20 protein-coding genes and 1 other annotated feature are annotated in these 19647 nt (G+C 36.2%); of the genes, 15 read left to right on the top strand and 5 right to left on the bottom strand.

Annotation, left to right across the window (positions count from 1 at the left end):
- Positions 1-2: 2 nt before the first annotated feature.
- The 6 genes from argJ to ACUL40_RS12835 all read left to right on the top strand — a co-directional run bounded on the left by argJ (position 3) and on the right by ACUL40_RS12835 (position 5097).
- On the top strand, positions 3-1226 hold the full coding sequence (gene argJ / locus ACUL40_RS12860; protein ID WP_000598399.1) for a bifunctional glutamate N-acetyltransferase/amino-acid acetyltransferase ArgJ: 1224 nt from the start codon (positions 3-5) through the stop codon (positions 1224-1226).
- An 11-nt stretch (positions 1227-1237) separates the two neighbouring features.
- Positions 1238-2005: an acetylglutamate kinase gene (gene argB / locus ACUL40_RS12855; protein ID WP_074047454.1), complete on the top strand. Its 768-nt coding sequence runs from the start codon at positions 1238-1240 to the stop codon at positions 2003-2005.
- A complete protein-coding gene (locus ACUL40_RS12850) occupies positions 2002-3162 on the top strand; it encodes an acetylornithine transaminase (RefSeq protein WP_000200552.1) in 1161 nt (386 codons plus the stop codon). Before argB ends, ACUL40_RS12850 begins: the two co-directional genes overlap by 4 nt.
- 12 nt (positions 3163-3174) lie before the next feature.
- Positions 3175-4125 carry an ornithine carbamoyltransferase gene (argF, locus tag ACUL40_RS12845; RefSeq protein WP_000108865.1) on the top strand — a complete coding sequence of 317 codons (951 nt, stop codon included), beginning with the start codon at positions 3175-3177 and terminating at the stop codon, positions 4123-4125.
- A gap of 138 nt (positions 4126-4263) precedes the next feature.
- Positions 4264-4824, top strand: coding sequence for a DUF2062 domain-containing protein (locus tag ACUL40_RS12840; protein ID WP_002005691.1), 561 nt, complete (start codon positions 4264-4266; stop codon positions 4822-4824).
- 57 nt (positions 4825-4881) lie between these two features.
- A complete protein-coding gene (locus ACUL40_RS12835) occupies positions 4882-5097 on the top strand; it encodes a hypothetical protein (RefSeq protein WP_000291956.1) in 216 nt (71 codons plus the stop codon).
- Positions 5098-5121: 24 nt separating this feature from the next.
- Here ACUL40_RS12835 and ACUL40_RS12830 read toward each other — a convergent pair whose 3' ends face one another.
- Both ACUL40_RS12830 and ACUL40_RS12825 read right to left on the bottom strand, forming a co-directional pair.
- The gene (locus ACUL40_RS12830) at positions 5122-5568 is read right to left on the bottom strand and encodes a MarR family winged helix-turn-helix transcriptional regulator (protein ID WP_000445819.1); all 447 of its coding nucleotides are present in this window, start codon (positions 5566-5568) and stop codon (positions 5122-5124) included.
- A gap of 72 nt (positions 5569-5640) precedes the next feature.
- Positions 5641-6420: a GDSL-type esterase/lipase family protein gene (locus tag ACUL40_RS12825; protein ID WP_445422656.1), complete on the bottom strand. Its 780-nt coding sequence runs from the start codon at positions 6418-6420 to the stop codon at positions 5641-5643.
- A 365-nt stretch (positions 6421-6785) separates the two neighbouring features.
- Between ACUL40_RS12825 and cpdB the strand changes: the two genes are divergently transcribed.
- A complete protein-coding gene (cpdB, locus tag ACUL40_RS12820; protein WP_063220774.1) occupies positions 6786-9110 on the top strand; it encodes a bifunctional 2',3'-cyclic-nucleotide 2'-phosphodiesterase/3'-nucleotidase in 2325 nt (774 codons plus the stop codon).
- 48 nt (positions 9111-9158) lie between these two features.
- On the opposite strand, the gene nhaC is transcribed toward cpdB, so the two are convergent.
- Positions 9159-10532, bottom strand: coding sequence for a Na+/H+ antiporter NhaC (gene nhaC / locus ACUL40_RS12815; protein ID WP_445422655.1), 1374 nt, complete (start codon positions 10530-10532; stop codon positions 9159-9161).
- Between the two features lie 278 nt (positions 10533-10810).
- Positions 10811-11031: a binding site (T-box leader), on the bottom strand.
- A gap of 143 nt (positions 11032-11174) precedes the next feature.
- Between nhaC and ACUL40_RS12810 the strand changes: the two genes are divergently transcribed.
- The 8 genes from ACUL40_RS12810 to ACUL40_RS12775 all read left to right on the top strand — a co-directional run bounded on the left by ACUL40_RS12810 (position 11175) and on the right by ACUL40_RS12775 (position 17938).
- A complete protein-coding gene (locus tag ACUL40_RS12810; protein WP_000726905.1) occupies positions 11175-11531 on the top strand; it encodes a hypothetical protein in 357 nt (118 codons plus the stop codon).
- Between the two features lie 77 nt (positions 11532-11608).
- Positions 11609-13042 carry an adenosylmethionine--8-amino-7-oxononanoate transaminase gene (gene bioA, locus ACUL40_RS12805; RefSeq protein WP_002198144.1) on the top strand — a complete coding sequence of 478 codons (1434 nt, stop codon included), beginning with the start codon at positions 11609-11611 and terminating at the stop codon, positions 13040-13042.
- Complete coding sequence (gene bioD / locus ACUL40_RS12800) at positions 13042-13770, top strand: dethiobiotin synthase (RefSeq protein WP_000012470.1); 729 nt, start codon at positions 13042-13044, stop codon at positions 13768-13770. Before bioA ends, bioD begins: the two co-directional genes overlap by 1 nt.
- Complete coding sequence (gene bioF, locus ACUL40_RS12795; RefSeq protein WP_063220775.1) at positions 13736-14923, top strand: 8-amino-7-oxononanoate synthase; 1188 nt, start codon at positions 13736-13738, stop codon at positions 14921-14923. Before bioD ends, bioF begins: the two co-directional genes overlap by 35 nt.
- Entirely contained in the window at positions 14920-15660 is a 741-nt protein-coding gene (locus ACUL40_RS12790) for an alpha/beta fold hydrolase (protein ID WP_001004172.1), read from the top strand. The genes bioF and ACUL40_RS12790 overlap by 4 nt, the downstream gene beginning before the upstream one ends.
- Positions 15626-16435, top strand: coding sequence for a malonyl-ACP O-methyltransferase BioC (gene bioC, locus ACUL40_RS12785; protein WP_000608911.1), 810 nt, complete (start codon positions 15626-15628; stop codon positions 16433-16435). The genes ACUL40_RS12790 and bioC overlap by 35 nt, the downstream gene beginning before the upstream one ends.
- A gap of 1 nt (position 16436) precedes the next feature.
- Complete coding sequence (gene bioB / locus ACUL40_RS12780; RefSeq protein WP_000815856.1) at positions 16437-17435, top strand: biotin synthase; 999 nt, start codon at positions 16437-16439, stop codon at positions 17433-17435.
- 182 nt (positions 17436-17617) lie between these two features.
- On the top strand, positions 17618-17938 hold the full coding sequence (locus ACUL40_RS12775; RefSeq protein WP_063220776.1) for a hypothetical protein: 321 nt from the start codon (positions 17618-17620) through the stop codon (positions 17936-17938).
- Between the two features lie 22 nt (positions 17939-17960).
- On the opposite strand, the gene ribH is transcribed toward ACUL40_RS12775, so the two are convergent.
- Positions 17961-18422 (bottom strand): 6,7-dimethyl-8-ribityllumazine synthase, encoded by a 462-nt coding sequence (gene ribH, locus ACUL40_RS12770; protein ID WP_000230895.1) that lies wholly within the window; start codon positions 18420-18422, stop codon positions 17961-17963.
- A 19-nt stretch (positions 18423-18441) separates the two neighbouring features.
- The gene (gene ribBA / locus ACUL40_RS12765; RefSeq protein ID WP_000468976.1) at positions 18442-19635 is read right to left on the bottom strand and encodes a bifunctional 3,4-dihydroxy-2-butanone 4-phosphate synthase/GTP cyclohydrolase II; all 1194 of its coding nucleotides are present in this window, start codon (positions 19633-19635) and stop codon (positions 18442-18444) included.
- Positions 19636-19647: the final 12 nt, after the last annotated feature.

Below are 19647 nucleotides of genomic sequence, written 5' to 3'. Positions count from 1 at the left end.
TGATGATTAAAGTAGCGTCTATTACAAAATTAGAAAATGGTTCAATTGTAACGCCTAAAGGCTTTTCGGCAATTGGTACTGTAAATGGTCTGAAAAAGGAGAAAAAGGATTTAGGGGCAATCGTTTGTGACGTACCAGCATCATGTGCCGCTGTGTATACAACGAATCAAATACAAGCAGCCCCTTTGCAAGTAACGAAGGATAGTATAACGGCAGAAGGGAAGTTACAAGCAATTATCGTTAATAGTGGAAATGCAAATGCTTGTACTGGAATGCAAGGATTACAAGACGCATACGAGATGCGCGCGTTAGGGGCGGAACATTTTGGAGTGAAAGAAAATTACGTTGCAGTAGCTTCAACAGGTGTAATTGGTGTTCCACTGCCGATGGATATAATTCGAAAGGGGATTGCAACTCTTATACCGACGAAGGAAGAAAGTGGAGCGTATTCTTTTTCTGAAGCAATTTTAACGACGGATCTTATCACGAAAGAAACTTGCTATGAAATGATTATTGATGGGAAGAAAGTGGCGATTGCGGGTGTTGCAAAGGGTTCAGGGATGATTCATCCGAATATGGCAACGATGCTTAGTTTTATTACGACAGATGCTCATATAGAGCATGACGTATTGCAAACAGCATTATCCCAAATTACGAATCATACATTTAATCAAATTACGGTAGATGGAGATACTTCTACGAATGATATGGTCATCGTTATGGCAAGTGGATTATCAGAAACAAGCCCGATAAATATGGAACATACAGATTGGGAAACTTTCGTATGTACTTTACAGAAGGTATGTGAAGATTTAGCAAAAAAAATTGCGCAAGATGGTGAAGGCGCTACGAAGTTAATAGAAGTAAATGTGCTAGGAGCTCAAACGAATAAAGAGGCAAAAAAAATTGCAAAGCAAATAGTCGGTTCGAGTCTTGTGAAAACAGCAATACATGGTGAAGACCCAAACTGGGGGCGAATTATTAGCAGTATTGGACAAAGTGAAGTAGTTATTAATCCGAACACAATTGACATTACTCTTCAATCTATATCGGTATTAAAAAATAGTGAGCCTCAAATATTTTCTGAAGAAGAAATGAAAGAGAGATTACAAGAAGATGAAATAGTGATTAATGTGTACTTACACTTAGGTGAAGAGACAGGATCAGCTTGGGGCTGTGACTTAAGCTATGAATATGTGAAAATAAATGCTTGTTATCGTACATAAGGAGAGAGAAGATGAGCGATTATATGGTAGTGAAATGCGGCGGTAGTATGTTGAATCAATTAAATGATGTGTTTTTTGAATGTATAAAGAAATTGCAACAGAAGTATAAAGTAGTGATTGTTCATGGTGGTGGGCCAGAAATTGATGCCAAATTAAAAGATTGTAACATCAACGTAGAAAAAAGAGATGGATTACGCGTAACACCAAAAGAAGTTATGGATGTTGTTCAAATGGTGCTATGCGGAAGTACGAATAGAAAACTCGTAATGAATTTACAAAAGCATAATTTACTTGCGGTAGGTTGTTCAGGGTGTGACGGCAATTTACTTCAAGTTCAACCTGTCAGCGAAGAGATAGGATATGTAGGGGAAGTAAGTTATGTAGAAACAGCTTTATTAAAAGGATTAATAAATATGGAGTATATTCCTGTTATTGCTCCAATCGGGGTAAATGGTAATGAAATTTATAACATAAATGCGGACAATGCTGCGGCTGGGATTGCGGCCGCGTTAGGGGCAAAAGAGCTTGTTTTTATTACGGATGTAGATGGAATATTACATGAAGGGAATTTGGTAAAGGAAACGGATGAATCTGAAATTGCAACTTTTATAGAAACAGGTGTTATTACAGGTGGGATGATTCCGAAAGTACAGGCGGCACTAGCATCATTAAAAATGGGAGTGCAAAAGATAAGTATTGTGAATGGTACAAAAGATTTTACTGAGGTTACGGGAGAGTGTATTGGAACGACGGTAACGAAAGGCGTGAGTATTGCATGACGAGTCATCTTTTTCAAACGTATGGCAGAAGAACTATTGAGTTTGTAAAGGGAACTGGAACGAAAGTTATTGATAATAACGGTAAGGAATATTTAGATTTCACATCAGGAATTGGCGTATGTAATTTAGGACATTGTCACCCTACTGTTCTCAAAGGTGTACAAGAGCAACTTGATGATATATGGCATATATCTAACCTGTTTACAAACAGCTTACAAGAAGAAGTTGCGTCATTATTAACAGAAAATAGAGCATTAGATTATGTGTTTTTCTGTAATAGTGGGGCAGAGGCAAATGAAGCGGCTTTAAAGTTAGCACGTAAGCATACTGGAAAATCTCTCGTCGTAACATGCCAGCAGTCTTTTCACGGTAGAACATTTGGAACGATGAGTGCAACAGGCCAAGATAAGGTAAAAGAAGGATTTGGTCCATTACTTCCATCTTTTTTACATATCCCTTTTAACGATATTAAAGCATTAGAGGAAGTAATGAATGAAGAAGTTGCGGCGGTAATGGTAGAAGTAGTTCAAGGAGAGGGAGGAGTAATACCTGCTGATCTATCTTTTTTGAAAGAGATTGAAACATTATGTAATAAGTTCGGTTCCTTATTTATTATAGACGAAGTACAAACGGGGATAGGAAGAACTGGAACACTATTCGCTTATGAACAAGTGGGAATAGAGCCTGATATCGTTACCGTTGCAAAGGCACTTGGGAATGGGATTCCTGTCGGAGCGATGATTGGCGGGAAAGAGCTCGGAACGTCGTTTACTGCAGGATCACACGGTTCAACTTTTGGCGGGAATTACATCGCGATGGCTGCAGCGAAAGAAGTATTGCAAGTGAGTAAAAAACCATCGTTTTTAAAAGAAGTACAAGAAAAAGGCGAGTACGTATTAGAGAAGTTGCAAGAGGAATTACAGCATGTCGAATGTATTCAAAATATACGTGGTAAAGGGCTTATGATTGGGATTGAGTGTAAGCATGAAGTTGCAAGTTTTATAGAACAACTAGAAAACGAAGGGCTTCTCGTATTACAAGCAGGCCCTAATGTTATAAGACTATTACCGCCACTCATTGTCACGAATGAAGAGTTAGAACAGGCAGTATATATAATAAAAAAAGTAGTTTGTACAAAAAACGTATCAATCATATAAGGGGGAAGTTTCATGTCAACTGTACAAGTACCGAAATTAAATACGAAAGATCTTTTAACACTAGAAGAATTAACGAAAGAAGAAATTATTTCTTTAATTGAGTTCGCTATATATTTAAAAAAGAATAAGCAAGAGCCTTTATTACAAGGCAAAATATTAGGGCTTATTTTTGATAAGCATTCAACTCGTACTCGTGTATCTTTTGAAGCGGGAATGGTACAACTCGGGGGACATGGTATGTTTTTAAGTGGAAAAGAGATGCAAATGGGAAGAGGAGAAACTGTTTCAGATACTGCGAAAGTATTATCGCAGTATATTGACGGGATTATGATACGTACATTCTCGCACGCGGATGTAGAAGAGCTTGCAAAAGAATCGAGCATTCCTGTTATTAACGGTTTAACGGATGATCATCATCCTTGTCAAGCATTGGCAGACCTCATGACAATATATGAAGAAACAAATACATTTAAAGGAATAAAATTGGCTTACGTAGGTGACGGAAATAATGTATGTCATTCATTGTTGCTAGCGAGTGCAAAAGTCGGAATGCATATGACTGTTGCAACGCCTGTAGGATATGAACCGAATGAAGAGATTGTAAAAAAAGCGTTAGCGATTGCCAAGGAAACAGGAGCTGAGATTGAAGTTTTGCATAATCCTGAATTAGCGGTGAATGAAGCAGATTTCATTTATACTGACGTTTGGATGAGCATGGGGCAAGAGGGCGAAGAAGAGAAATATTCTTTATTTCAACCTTACCAAATCAATAACGAACTTGTTAAGCATGCGAAGCAAACATATCGTTTCTTACACTGTTTACCTGCCCATCGTGAAGAAGAAGTAACAGGAAAAATTATAGATGGACCGCAGTCTATCGTCTTTGAGCAAGCTGGTAATCGATTGCATGCTCAAAAAGCGTTATTAGTGAGTTTATTTAAAAATGTAGAAGAGCCTTCCTAAAAGGGAGGTTTTTTTATATTAAAATGTCATATGTATATTTAGTTAACCATTTCGATATCATTTATAATAAAAGAGAAAACTAAATTTGTTTTTCAGAGTGTGTAAGGACATACTACATATAAAAATATAGTTAAAGAGATGATGAGGGTGAAAACAACTAAGAAAACATATTCGTTTTTTCAGCGGATGTGGAGAATATTAAAGTTTCAATATTATAAGTTGCTTCGATCGCCAGAAGGCGCAAAGAAAGTATCGTTAGGGTTTGCTATAGGATTCGGCTTAGAAATGTTAGTCATTTATACGGCATCGCTCGTATATGTAATATTTTATCCAATCGTCAGGTTAGCAAAGGGATCTTTTCCTGCGGCAGTTATTGGCAATATTATTGGGAAAATATCGTTTCTCCCAGTATTTTTATTTCCGCTTGCGTATGCGCTAGGAAAAATGATTTATCCATTTCATGTACAGAAAATTCATCATGAACCATTTACGATATCGGACTTGTTTTCAAGTCACATTTTTACGATATTAAAGAGCTTATTACAAAGTGAAGTGTATGTATTAATTGGAATGACGATTTTAGGAGTTGTGTTTGGTCTCATTTCGTATTTCGTTGTGCATTATTTATACGAAAAGAACCGTAAGTTACGCTTGAAGAAAAGGAAGAAACGAGTGAGAGAACCACTTGTACAATTATAAACAATGTCACATCCATTTTCTCCTTTGAATATGTTTAAGAAAAAGGAGGAGAGGATAATGTATTATTATTACGTACCTCAAGTATATCCATATGTAAATTATTATCCGGTTTATGATACGAGTAGACAATACGAATTATATCGGCAACAACAATTACAGCAATTATCACAAATACCACAATTACCACAACAACAGCCTACACAGGAAAAAAAACCATATTTAACAACATGGCCATATTCCAATGTGTACTATGGTAACTATTACGAATCATAAAGCTGCTTCTATTTAGAAGCAGCTTTATACGTTTGTTTTCAAAATTAAATTTTGAATGGTTTGAAGAGAATGAATGAGCTTTTCGCGCTCTTCCTCAGATAATGTTTGGAAATTTTCTTTTAGTTTGTCTAAAATGAATTGCTGATACTGATTTACTAATAATTTCCCTTCAGCTGTTAGGGAAATTAAAATGACCCGTCGATCTTTTTCGCTATAATGACGCTCTATTAGTTCTTCTTGAATAAGTTTGTTTAATAGAGGTGTCATGTTAGGCCGTGAAATCGCTAGCCGCTTGCCGATTTCGGAAACTGCTAATGTGCCGTTTTCATGCAAAAGCAGTAATACTTGTGTATGTGATGGCGGCATATGTCTTTGAGAAGAAAATTCTCCAGGAAGCATAAATTTGCGATAAAAAAGAGGCACTAGCGAAAGAAGATGATCAACAATACGTTCCCACTCGCGTGATTCCATATAAAGGCCCCCTTCCACTATCATTGTAACAAAAAAGACATGTTATAAAAATAGAATTGTTTCATGGGAATTTTAATATTTGTAGGCCAACACTTTTTTTGTAAATGAATCGGCAATAATCGTATAGCCTTTATCATTTGGGTGTACTTGGTCAAAGAGCAATTCTTTTTTATCATTCGATATTAATTTACGAATTGGCAAAACGATAGATGGTTGATTCACTTTTGCAATGGAATAAACGGATTCATTCCAGCCGTCTAAAAACATATCTGCATAACTTGCGATGGAGTCATCGAGTTGTAACGGGTTATAGAGTTCAGAAAGAATGAGTAAAGCATCCGGATTTTGATCTCGGACTGTCTTTACAATATTTTTTACATCCGCTTCAAAATGAGCTTTTTCTTTATTTAACATTTTAATACCGTCTATAACACCGACATCACGATTTAAGCGAAATAAATTATTTCCCCCAATATTAATTGTAATGATATTTGCTGCTCTAATTTTTTCCTTTACATCTTCTGATTGAACTTTTTTAGCGAGACGATCTGTTGTAAGACCGTTTACCCCAAGGTTTTCTACTGTAATTGGTTTATGAATTTGTGCTTCTATTTGCTTAGAAGCTAATTCAGCAAATCCACCTTGTGTCGATCCGTATCCTTTAGCGAGTGAATCACCTAATACAAGATGATAAAAAGATTCGTTTGTTTGCTTATCAATCCAATTTGGGGCAGATGTTTTTTCTGTTTTTTCTTCACATTCATTTTGTTTTGTCTCGTCGTTCTTTTCAAAATAAGAATAAGAAATGATCAGAAGGAGGAGACAAACAATTGTTAAGATGACTTTTTTCATAAATTCATCCTCCTTGTAATTGGTAATTGTATCATATTCAGCAGTATTAGCAATGTAAGGGCATATTATATGTTTATGAAAAGTTTATAATAACTTTACAGAAAATTTGTTGAAGTTTGTCAAAAAATATTGACGATAGGAAAGAACTTTATATATGATAATGTCAGATAAGGTGAAACTTTAACTAGTGGGAGCTTTATTTCCTTTTAATTAATAGTCTTCATCAATCGGGCGTTTAAGGGGACTACTCGTTAGCGCAGGGTGAAATGAAAATTGTGTCTCTAATAGAAGAAAAAAGGTATGTGGTTAGAGACAGATAGGGATTCATTTCATTATTTCTGGTAATTGTATAAGGGGGATTTTTTGTGAAAAAGTCAAAAAAAATGCTAGCTGGAGCAACTCTTGCGATTGGTGTAATGGCACCGCAAGTAATGCCAGCAACAGCTCATGCAGATGAGAACACTGGGGAGAGTACAGTTAACTTACGAATTCTAGAAACATCAGATATTCACGTTAACTTAATGAATTACGATTATTATCAAACGAAAACAGATAATAAAGTAGGTCTTGTACAAACGGCAACACTCGTTAATAAAGCACGTGAAGAAGTGAAAAACTCTGTCCTATTTGATGATGGGGATGCATTACAAGGGACACCGCTTGGGGATTACGTAGCGAATAAAATAAAAGATCCGAAGAATCGTGTGGATCCTAGTTATACACATCCATTATATCGTGTAATGAATTTAATGAAGTATGACGTCATCTCTCTTGGGAATCATGAATTTAACTACGGCTTAGATTATTTAAACAAAGTGATTGAAAAAACGGATTTCCCGGTTATTAACTCGAATGTATATAAAGATGACCATGATGATAAGGAAGAGAACGATGAAAATTATTTTAAACCATATCATATTTTAAAGAAAGAAGTAGTGGATGAAGCAGGCCAAAAACAAATAGTAAAAATTGGTGTAATAGGATTTGTCCCACCTCAAGTTATGAACTGGGATAAGGCAAATTTAGAAGGAAAAGTAAAAGCGAAAGATATTGTCAAAACAGCGAATAAATTAGTACCGAAACTGAAAAATGAGGAACATGCAGATATTGTCGTTGCACTAGCGCATTCAGGTGTTGATAAGAGTGGATACAACGAAGGAATGGAAAATGCATCATATCATTTAGCAACACAAGTTCCTGGCGTAGATGCAGTATTAATGGGACATTCACATACTGAAGTGAAGGATGTATTTAATGGTGTTCCAGTTGTAATGCCTGGTGTTTTTGGTAGTAACTTAGGTATTATTGATATGCAATTGAAAAAGGTAAACGGAAAATGGGAAGTACAAAAAGATCAATCTAAGCCACAACTTCGCCCGATTGCTAATAGTAAAGGTACCCCATTAGTAGAATCTGATCAAAAATTAGTTAATGAAATTAAAGATGAGCATCAAGCGACAATCGACTATGTAAATACACCTGTAGGTGAAACGAAAGCACCAATTAATAGTTATTTTTCATTAGTACAAGATGATCCTTCCGTACAAATTGTGACAAATGCGCAAAAATGGTATGTAGAACAAGAACTTAAAAAACCAGAGTACGAAAAGATTAAAGATATTCCGGTTTTATCTGCAGGCGCACCATTTAAAGCAGGTGGCCGAAACGGTGCTACATATTATACGGATATTCCAGCTGGAACGTTAGCAATTAAAAACGTTGCAGATTTATACGTGTATCCAAATACGTTATATGCTGTAAAAGTAAATGGGGCACAAGTGAAAGAATGGCTTGAAATGTCTGCAGGTCAGTTTAATACAATTGATCCAAAGAAAACAGAAGAACAGCCATTAGTAAATATAGGCTATCCTACATATAACTTCGATATTTTAGATGGCTTAAAATACGAAATTGATGTAACACAACCGGCGAAATACGATAAAGATGGAAAAGTTGTAAATGCAAATGCGAATCGTATTGTAAATATGACATATGAAGGTAAGCCAGTAGCTGACAATCAAGAGTTCATCGTTGCTACAAATAACTATCGTGGAAGTAGCCAGACGTTCCCAGGTGTAAGTAAAGGGGAAGTTGTATACCAATCACAAGATGAAACACGTCAAATCATTGTGAAGTATATGCAAAAAATAAAAGATATTGATCCAGCAGCTGATCAAAATTGGACATTTAAACCGATTGTTGCAGATAAATTAAATACAACATTTGATTCTTCACCAAATGCACAAAAGTATATAAAGAAAGATGGAAAGATTTCATATGTTGGACCATCTGAAAATGAATTTGCGAAATATGCAATTGATATAACGAAGAAAAATGATGATAAAGAAACTGGTGAAGGAAACCCAACAACACCGCCAACAGGTGGTGGAGAAAATCCGACGACACCACCAAAAGGTGATGGAGAAAACCCAACAACACCGCCAACAGAAGAAGGTAATAATGGTAATGAACCAAAGCAAGATGGAAACAATACTGGATCTGGACAAACTACAACAGATGATCAAAATACAAAAGAAACAACAACTGTAAGTGAAAATAAAGAAGCTGAAAAAGATGAACGTGATTTACCGAAAACAGGTGCAAGTATTGCTTCTACAATTGGAGCTGGTCTTGCGTTTATTGGAGCGGGATTACTTCTGTTATTTAGAAGAAAGAAAGCGAATAGATAGTCAAGAAATATAAAAAGGATTACCGATTTGGTAATCCTTTTTGTTATATTATGAAACTGGTACTGCTTTTTCTTTTTTCCATGAAAGACCGAATCCAGTAAAGCCGACAATAATGGTTACGACTGGACATGCTAAACAGAAGATTGCGTATGGCAGGTAATCGAATGTTGGAACGCTAAGAACGTTTGTTAAGAATACGCCACTTACACCCCATGGTACGAGTGGATTAATTACTGTACCAGCATCTTCTAATACTCGTGATAAATTACGACGTTCTAAACCGACTTCATCGTATTTATTAGCAAATGCTTGTCCTGTTAAAACGATGGATAAGTACTGCTCACCAAGTAAGAAGTTTACACCAATTGCAGTTGAAGCAGTAGAAATAATTAAGCGTGTACTAGTTTTTACGAAGCTAGAGATAATATTCATCAGCTGCGCTATAATACCCATTCCTTGTAATAATCCTCCCATACAAAGAGCTAGGAAAATAAGAGCAATTGACATCATCATACTTTGCAGGCCACCGCGAGATAATAAGCTGTCAATGTCTTTGATACCAGTTTTAGAAACGTAACCGTCTTGCATAATTTTTATTAAATCAGCTAAAGAAGTGCTAGGTTTAAAAATAAAGAGAATAATAATCCCTACCACAATTCCTGTAAGTAATGTTGGAACTGCGGGTACCTTTTTAAATGCGAATAGGAACAGTAATAAAATAGGAATCAGTGTAACGATAGAAATCGTTGCATTTTTTTCTAGTGTGTTAATAAATGCTGAGAAATCAACGTTTCCACCAGATCCGCTTCCTAAAATGAAAAATGCGATAAAAGCAATAATGAAAGCTGGCACTGTTGTCCAAAGCATGTTACGAATATGTTCAAATAAATCTACACCTGTTACAGCAGGCGCTAAGTTTGTTGTATCAGATAAAGGAGACATTTTATCTCCGAAGAATGCACCAGAAATAATTGCACCAGCAATAAGAGCTGGATCGTATCCAAGGGCAGTACCCATTCCCATAAAGGCAAGTCCTACAGTTGCAGCAGTTGTAAATGCACTACCGATACTCGTTCCAACAATTGCACAAACAACAAAAACAGTTGGAACGAAAATTTTTGGAGATACAAGTTGGAAGCCGTATACCATTAAAGTGGGAATAGTTCCAGCTGCGATCCAAACGCTAATTAATACGCCTACAAGTAAGAAAATAAATATAGATGGAATGCCAGCTGAAATACTACTAATCATCCCTTTCTCCATAGTAGACCAAGAGATTTTCTTCAAGAATCCAAATGCTAATAAAAGAACGATACCAAATAAAATTGGGATGTGTGGTGAAACTTCTAATTGAATAACACTAAAACCAATACAGAAAAAGATAAAAATTGTTAAAAGAACAGACTCAATTTTTGAAACCATTGTTTTCCCCTCCTAAGTAATGTGAAATAGCTCTTTTTTATATAAAATTCGCCAATATTGTATATTTCCTTCTAAAATTTAGAATTTTGTGACAAATTACCGGTAATTGTTAGTCCTTCTATATGATACGGAAATGATTGGATAAAAAAACGTCCCTGCATATAATTATGCAGGGACGAAGAAATCGCGGTACCACCCTAGCTTGTGAAATGAATGCGTCACAAAATAAAGGGTCATATGATATGCGCTTATAAAATAAAAAACGCCCCTGCAATATATGCAGGGACGAAAAATTCGCGGTACCACCCTAAATTGTGAAACAGTGTCGTTTCACCACTCTTTAGACATAACGGTCTATAACCGTCTTTCACTACTCCTCACGTTTCGTAAAAGAAGCTCCAGGGGGTAATTCATAATTCGCTCTGTACTGGTTCGCACCGACCACCAGCTCTCTGAAATCAGAAATCGAAATACTACTAAATCCTATCAACGCCGATTCATATGATGTTAGTTAAATTTTTATCATATTTTCATCTTACATGTCAATAAAAATATTAAATGTTTTTTTAGGGAAATAAAGGATAATTGTTTTTAACGCTGTAAAAATGTACGTTATAATGAATTTGAAAGGGGGAGGAAAGAGTGAAGAAAAAAATAATTCTTTTTACCACTTTATTAGTTATTGGAGGAAGTGCTGGAATTTACACAGTTTTTGCGGCTGAATCAGAGCAGTTGAAACAAAAGCAAATACAACAGTCAGAAGTGAAGAAAGTAAAAGAAATAGAAGAGAAGAAATCAATGGAAAAAGCAGCAGAAAAACTAGGAGTTTCTACTGAGGGGAAAACAAAAGAAGAGGTTACGAAAGAAGTAAATACCGCTAGATTTGAGAAGCGTCATGATTTATTAATTGAGCACGCTAAGCAACTTGGAATTGATACAGAGGGGAAAAAAGATGAAGAAATTATTTTAGAAATTGGAAAGATACAGCATGGAAAGTAGAACAACTTATCGTAGGATAAGTTGTTCTTTTTTAAGAACTATTTGATTTTAAAATAATTGACAGTCATTCGGATTTAATGTTAACTATATTTATAAACAAGTTAACATTAGGGGTGACAATTGTGACAATAAATAGTAGAACGATTGAAAAATCATCTTATACATATGAAGAATTAGCAGAGAAAAATAAAGCTTACGTATGGCACCCATTTACACAAATGAAAGATTATTTAGAAGAAGATCCTGTCATTATTGAACGTGGAGAGGGAAGAAAACTATACGATGTAAATGGTAATGAATATTGGGATGGTGTTTCATCTATATGGTTAAATGTTCACGGACATCAAGTGCCGGAATTAGATGAAGCAATTCGTGAGCAATTAAATAAAATTGCTCATTCTACTATGTTAGGACTTGCTAACGTTCCATCTATTTTATTAGCAGAAAAAATTATTGAGGTTGTACCAGATGGATTGAAGAAGGTATTCTATTCTGATTCAGGTTCTACCGCTGTTGAAATTGCAATTAAGATGGCTTTCCAATATTGGCAGCATAAAGGGAAACCAAAGAAACAAAGATTCGTTACATTAAAAGAAGCATATCACGGTGATACAATTGGAGCTGTTTCGGTAGGAGCAATAGACTTGTTTCACCAAGTGTATAGTTCGCTCTTATTTGATGCGATTAAAATGCCGTATCCATATACATATCGTTCTCCTTACGGAAATAATAAGGAGGAAATTGTAAAAAGCCATTTAGAAGAAATGGAAGAATTGTTGAAAGAAAAGCATGAAGAAGTAGCTGCCATCATTGTAGAGCCATTAATGCAAGGTGCTGGCGGGATGATTACAATGCCAAAAGGATATTTAAAAGGACTGCGCGATTTATGTACTAAGTACAATGTATTATTTATTACAGATGAGGTAGCAACTGGATTTGGGCGTACAGGGAAAATGTTTGCTTGTGAACATGAAAATGTGACGCCAGACATTTTAACTGCTGGGAAAGGTTTAACAGGTGGATATTTACCAATTGCAGTTACGGTAACGACAGATGAAATATATAATGCCTTCTTAGGAGAATATGAAGAACAAAAAACATTTTTCCATGGACATAGCTACACAGGCAATCCGTTAGGGTGTGCCGTAGCAATCGCGAATCTAGAACTATATGAAAAAACAAATTTAATAGAAGAAGTGGCACGTAAAACGGATTATGTGGCAGCGCAATTAGAAAAGCTCTTTGCTTATAAACATGTAGGTGATATTCGTCAGTGCGGATTAATGGTTGGTATTGAGCTTGTGAAGAATAAGGAAACGAAAGAAGCGTTTGACTGGACAGAGAGAGTCGGTGTTCAAGTATGTAAACGCTCAAGAGAGCTGGGTATGATTTTACGACCGCTAGGTAACACGATTGTATTTATGCCGCCACTTGCTTCTACTTTTGAAGAGATTGATGATATGTTACGCATTTTATATAAGGCAATCTCGGATGTTACGGAGGGAGAATAATGAGTGGTTTTTTCATAACAGCAACTGATACTGAAGTTGGAAAAACAGTAGTTGCAGGTGCTATAGCAGGTGTATTTAGAGAATTAGGATATAACGTAGGGGTGTATAAACCGTTGCAAAGTGGGCATGTTGCATCAAACCCTGAGGGAGATGCGGCAAGGTTAAAAGCATTATCAGGTGTACCGACACCAGAAAATGAAATTTGCCCTTATTCTATTGAAGAACCACTTGCTCCGAGACTTGCCATGAAAAGAGCTGGAAGAGTAGTAAAGTTAAAAGAAATTACTGATTACTATAATGAACTATTAAAAGAGTTTAATAGCTTATTTGTAGAAGGAGCAGGTGGGCTTGCTGTCCCATATACAGAAGATGCTTTAGTAATTGATTTTGCAAAAGAATTACAGTTGCCTCTTATTGTAGTAGCTCGTCCTACATTAGGAACAGTAAATCATACAGTGTTAACGATTGCTTACGCAAAGGCGCATGGTTTAACCGTAGCGGGTGTCATTTTATCAGGTTGCAAAGAATGTGAAATGGAAAGAGTGCAAGAAAATAAAGAGATGATTGAAGAGCTGAGCGGGGTACCAGTTTTAGGATTATTGCCATTCTTTGCAGGTGAGTTTACGAAAGAAGAAGTATTAGAATCTGCAAAAGAACATATTATGATTTCAAAATTAGAGGAGTTTATCCAAAATGAATCAAACGTGGCGGGCGCACCTTCAATCTAAATTACAACAATTACATGAGCAAGGGCAGTATCGTGATTTGCATGTAACAGAGAAGGCAGAAGAGACTTGGCTTATTCGAGATAAAAAAAGGATGTTAAATTTAGCGTCAAATAATTATTTAGGGTTAGCTGGAGATGAAAGGTTAAAAGAAGCTGCTATTGCCTGTACAAAAAGATATGGAACTGGAGCGACTGCCTCTCGTCTCGTTGTAGGAAATCATCCATTATATGAAGAGGTTGAGAGAAGCATATGTGACTGGAAAGGTACTGAAAGAGCTTTAATTGTAAATAGTGGGTATACGGCAAATATAGGTGCCATATCTTCTTTAGCCTCTCGGCACGATATTGTTTTTAGTGATAAGTTAAATCACGCAAGTATTGTTGATGGAATCATATTAAGCGGGGCAGAGCATAAAAGGTATCGTCATAATGATTTGGATCATTTAGAGAAGTTGTTGAAAATGGCTTCGCCTGAAAAAAGGAAATTAATCGTAACAGATACCGTTTTTAGTATGGATGGTGATACTGCGTATTTGAGAGATTTAGTACAGCTGAAAGAGAAATACGGGGCAATCATTATAGTCGATGAAGCACATGCGAGTGGAATATATGGAATCGGCGGAGCTGGGTTATCTCATATAGAAAAAAATCTTGCTCAAAAAATTGATATACATATGGGGACGTTTAGCAAGGCTTTAGGGTGTTATGGTGCGTATTTGACAGGTGATGAAATTTATATAGAGTATTTACAAAATATGATGAGAAGCTTTATTTTTACTACAGCTTTACCACCAAGTACGTTAGGAGCGGTGCAAAAAGCAATTGAAATTGTAAAAGAAGATAACGAAAGAAGAGAGAACCTTATAGCAAACGGAGAATACTTCAGAACTAAATTAAGGGATGCTGGTTTTGATATTGGGAATAGTTCAACTCATATTGTACCGATTGTAGTCGGTTCAAATGAACATGCTTTACGGTTTAGTAAAAGGTTGCAAGAGGCAGGGATTGCGGCTATTGCAATTCGTCCGCCAACTGTGCCGGTTCATAGTTCTCGAATTCGCTTTGCAGTTACATCGCAACATACAATAGCTGATTTAAAATGGGCTATTGACCGAATTATCCACATTGCGAAAGAAGAGGAGCTTTTCGTATGAATGAGCTAAAGATTATTTTTATCCCCGGATGGGGAATGGAAGAGAATATTTGGGATTTAGTACTTCCGTATTTTAAAGGATATTCTGTTCAATGCATAGATTGGCGTAATGTGAAAGAACGAAGTGAATTTGCGGAACGAATTATAGATGTAGCGCATAATGACAACGTAATATTGGTTGGATGGTCACTAGGAGCGTTAGCAGCAGTTGAAGCTTATAAAAAGATTCAGGCAAAAGGCATCGTATTAATTGGTGGTACTGCTAAATTTACAAATACGAGCGATTACAGTAACGGATGGAATGCTTTGCATGTAGAACGGCTGAAAAGGAATTTGGCGAGAAGGAAAGAAGATACGCTCAAGCGGTTTTATGAAAATATGTTTACGAAAGATGAGCTAAAAGAGAATAAAAACTTTGAAGACATTGTAGACCGTTTTAAAGGTGATTCTATTCAGTCTTTACAACTAGGTTTGGATTATTTAATAGAAACAGATATGAGAGAAGAACTAAAAGAAATTAAAGTACCTATACTACTTATTCACGGAGAACAGGATGTAATATGCCCATTGTCTGCGGCACGTAGTATGACGGAAAATAGCAGCAGCGAGCTGAAAGTAGTAAGTGAAGCAGGGCATGCATTATGTGTGACGAATTTTGAATATTGCGCAAATGAGATAATTCAATTTGTAGAGGGGATACGACATGATCAACAAAACGTTACTACAAAAACGGTTTAATGGGGCAGCCGTATCTTACGATCGATATGCAAATGTACAAAAAAAGATGGCACATTCATTACTTTCAATCTTAAAGGAACGATATAGTGAAACGGCATCAATACGTATTTTAGAACTGGGATGCGGGACGGGGTATGTAACAGAGCAATTATCAAAGTTATTTCCGAAAGCACATATTACAGCAGTTGATTTTGCTGAAAGTATGATTGCGATTGCGCAAACTAGACAAAATGTAAAAAATGTAACGTTTCACTGTGAAGATATTGAGCGATTACGATTAGAAGAATCATATGATGTCATTATTTCAAATGCTACATTTCAATGGTTAAATAATTTACAACAAGTGTTAAGAAATTTATTTCAACATTTGTCTATAGATGGGATATTACTCTTTTCAACGTTTGGACATGAAACGTTTCAAGAATTGCATGCTTCGTTCCAACGTGCGAAAGAAGAAAGAAATATAAAAAATGAAACATCGATTGGTCAACGTTTTTATTCAAAAGATCAGTTGCTTCATATATGTAAGATAGAAACAGGGGATGTGCATGTTTCTGAAACATGTTACATAGAGAGTTTTACAGAAGTTAAGGAGTTTCTGCATTCTATTCGAAAAGTAGGAGCAACTAATAGCAATGAAGGATCATATTGTCAAAGTCCCTCACTCTTTCGTGCGATGCTACGCATATACGAAAGAGACTTCACGGGAAATGAAGGGATAATGGCAACGTATCATGCTTTATTTATACATATAACAAAAGAGGGGAAGAGATGAAATGAAACAAGTACAAACAAAAAGGGATTGGAAAAAACTTGCATACGACGTAGTGGAAGAGAAGATGATTACGAAAGAAGATGCAATAGCGATATTAGAAGCTGATGATACCGAAGTTTTAGAAATTATGAATGCGGCTTACATTATTCGCCATCATCACTTTGGTAAGAAAGTAAAATTGAATATGATTATTAATACGAAATCTGGATTATGTCCTGAAGATTGTGGATATTGCTCACAGTCTATTATTTCAGAAGCACCGATTGATAAATATGCATGGTTAACGCAGGAGAAGATTGTAGAAGGGGCACATGAAGCAATACGCCGTAAAGCAGGTACATATTGTATTGTAGCGTCTGGTCGTCGTCCGACGGATAAAGAGGTAAATCACGTAATTGGAGCAGTTAAGGAAATTCGTGAAACGACAGACTTGAAGATTTGTTGTTGTTTAGGTTTCTTAAATGAAGATCAAGCAGGACGTTTAGCGGAAGCAGGCGTGCATCGTTATAACCACAACTTAAATACACATGCAAATAATTACGATAGTATTTGTTCAACTCATACGTATGATGATCGTGTTGATACAGTTCAAAAAGCAAAACAAGCGGGCATTTCCCCATGCTCGGGAGCGATTTTTGGCATGGGAGAAACAATTGAAGAGCGTGCTGAAATTGCATTTGAATTACAACGTATAGATGCAGATTCTATCCCTTGTAATTTCCTTGTTGCTGTAAAGGGGACACCTCTTGAAGGACAAAAAGAGTTAACTCCAGTAGAATGTTTAAAAGTACTGGCAATGATGCGTTTTGTAAACCCGACAAAAGAAATTCGTATTTCAGGAGGACGTGAAATCAATTTACGTTCTGTACAGCCAATCGGTTTATTTGCAGCAAATTCTATTTTTGTCGGGGACTACTTAACGACAGCTGGACAAGAGCCGACTGCGGACTGGGGTATGATTGCAGATTTAGGATTTGAGATTGAAGAATGTGCATTATAAGATAGATGAAAAAGCAAACTTGTAAAAGGGTTTGCTTTTTTTGTAAATAAAATGTAATAAATAGTTGTGAACGCTTGATATTATTGGTTTTTAAGCGAAAAAAAGAATTTTTGTGGACGAATTTTCCAAGCCCTAGTTGTACATAGTAAATATGTAATTTATATTGGGTTGGAGGATTTTACATGTACAAATACATATTAGCGATTATGACTTGTTTAATTTTAATAAAAGCAATAAGTTCTGATCCAGTTAAGGCTGCTGAAAATCTTGAACAAAAAGAAATGCAACAAAGAATCGAACAACACTTTCGAACGAAAGCTGAACATTTTGGATTGAAAACGGAAGGAAAAGATTTAAAGGAAGTTAGAAAAGAAATTACTATTATAGAAGAAGCGAAAAAAAGAGAGAATGTATGGAGAACGGCACAAGCTCTTCATATAAAAACAGAAGGAAAAACGATGAATGAATTAATAAAAGATGTACAAAAAAAGGTGAAAAAATAAAAAGAGGCCGCAGCCTCTTTTTTTATGCCCATTGTTTTGATAAGTGAGCCATTTCAATTGCAGCAACAGCTGATTCATATCCTTTATTACCAGCTTTCGTACCTGCGCGTTCAATCGCTTGTTCAATTGTTTCTGTCGTTAATACGCCGAAAATAACTGGGATGTCCATTTGTAGTGATAAAGACGCAACACCTTTTGCTACTTCATTACAAACGTAATCGTAGTGAGTTGTAGCACCTCGGATTACAGTACCTAATGTAATAACAGCATCATACTTTCCGCTACTAGCCATCTTTTTAGCGATTAAAGGAATTTCAAATGCACCAGGAACCCAAGCAACATCAATATCATTTTCCTCTACACCGTGACGCTTTAATCCGTCTAAAGCGCCGCCAAGTAACTTACTTGTAATAAATTCGTTAAAACGTCCAACAACAACTCCAACTTTTAATCCTGTACCAACTAAATGACCTTCGAATACCATAATAAATCTCTCCTTTAATTTATAAGTTTAGTAAGTGTCCTAATTTGTTTACTTTCGTTTGTAAATACGATTTATTCTCTTCTTTTGCTGGCATTTGCAACGGTACACGCTCGACTACTTCTAAATCGTAACCTTGTAAGCCAGCAATTTTTCTTGGGTTATTCGTTAATAATCGTAAACTCTGTAAACCTAAATCTTTTAATATTTGAGCACCGATACCGTAATCACGAAGATCAGCAGGGAAGCCGAGTTTTTCATTTGCTTCTACAGTATCGAATCCTTCTTCTTGTAATTTATAAGCACGAAGCTTATTAAGAAGCCCAATGCCTCTTCCTTCTTGCCTCATATAAAGAAGAACACCTTTTCCTTCACGCTCAATTTGAGCAAGTGCTGCATGGAGTTGTGGTCCGCAATCGCAGCGATGTGAACCGAATACATCTCCTGTTAAGCATTCAGAATGAACACGTACAAGTACCGGTTCACCTGTTGAAATATCACCTTTTACAAGTGCGATATGTTCTTTCGTATCTAATGAGTTAGAATAGCCAATTGCGTGGAAAGTACCGAAATCTGTAGGTAATGTAATTTCCACTTCTCTCGTCACAAGTGTTTCATGATGGCGGCGGTAAGCAATTAAATCTTCTATTGTAATCATTTTTATATCAAATTGTTTTGCGCATTCTATTAAATCAGGTACACGTGCCATCGTGCCGTCCTCATTTATAATCTCGCAAATAACTCCAGCTGGTTCGGCACCGCATAGCTTTGCTAAATCAACAGCAGCTTCTGTATGACCTGCACGACGCAGGACACCGCCTTCTTTCGCAATTAATGGAAAGATATGTCCAGGTCGATTGAAATCAGCACCTTTTGATGCGGGGTTTAACAATTCTTGTATCGTAGTTGCACGTTCGTGAGCGCTAATCCCTGTTGTTGTAGAGACATGGTCAATGCTCACTGTAAACGCAGTATGATGTGAATCTGTATTATGAGATACCATTGGTTCTAATTGTAGACGTTCTGCGTACCCTTCCGTAATCGGTACACAAACGAGACCACGGCCATGTGTAATCATAAAATTAATTGTTTCTGGTGTAATGTACTCTGCTAAAGCAATAAAATCGCCTTCATTTTCTCGGTTTTCATCATCACATACGATAACGACTTTACCTTTTTTTAAATCTTCTAGAGCTTCTTCAATACGATGAAACATTGTGCTTCCCCC

It is taken from the genome of Bacillus sp. KNSH39 (assembly GCF_052656585.1).
This window is presented reverse-complemented; position numbering and strand designations above follow the sequence as displayed.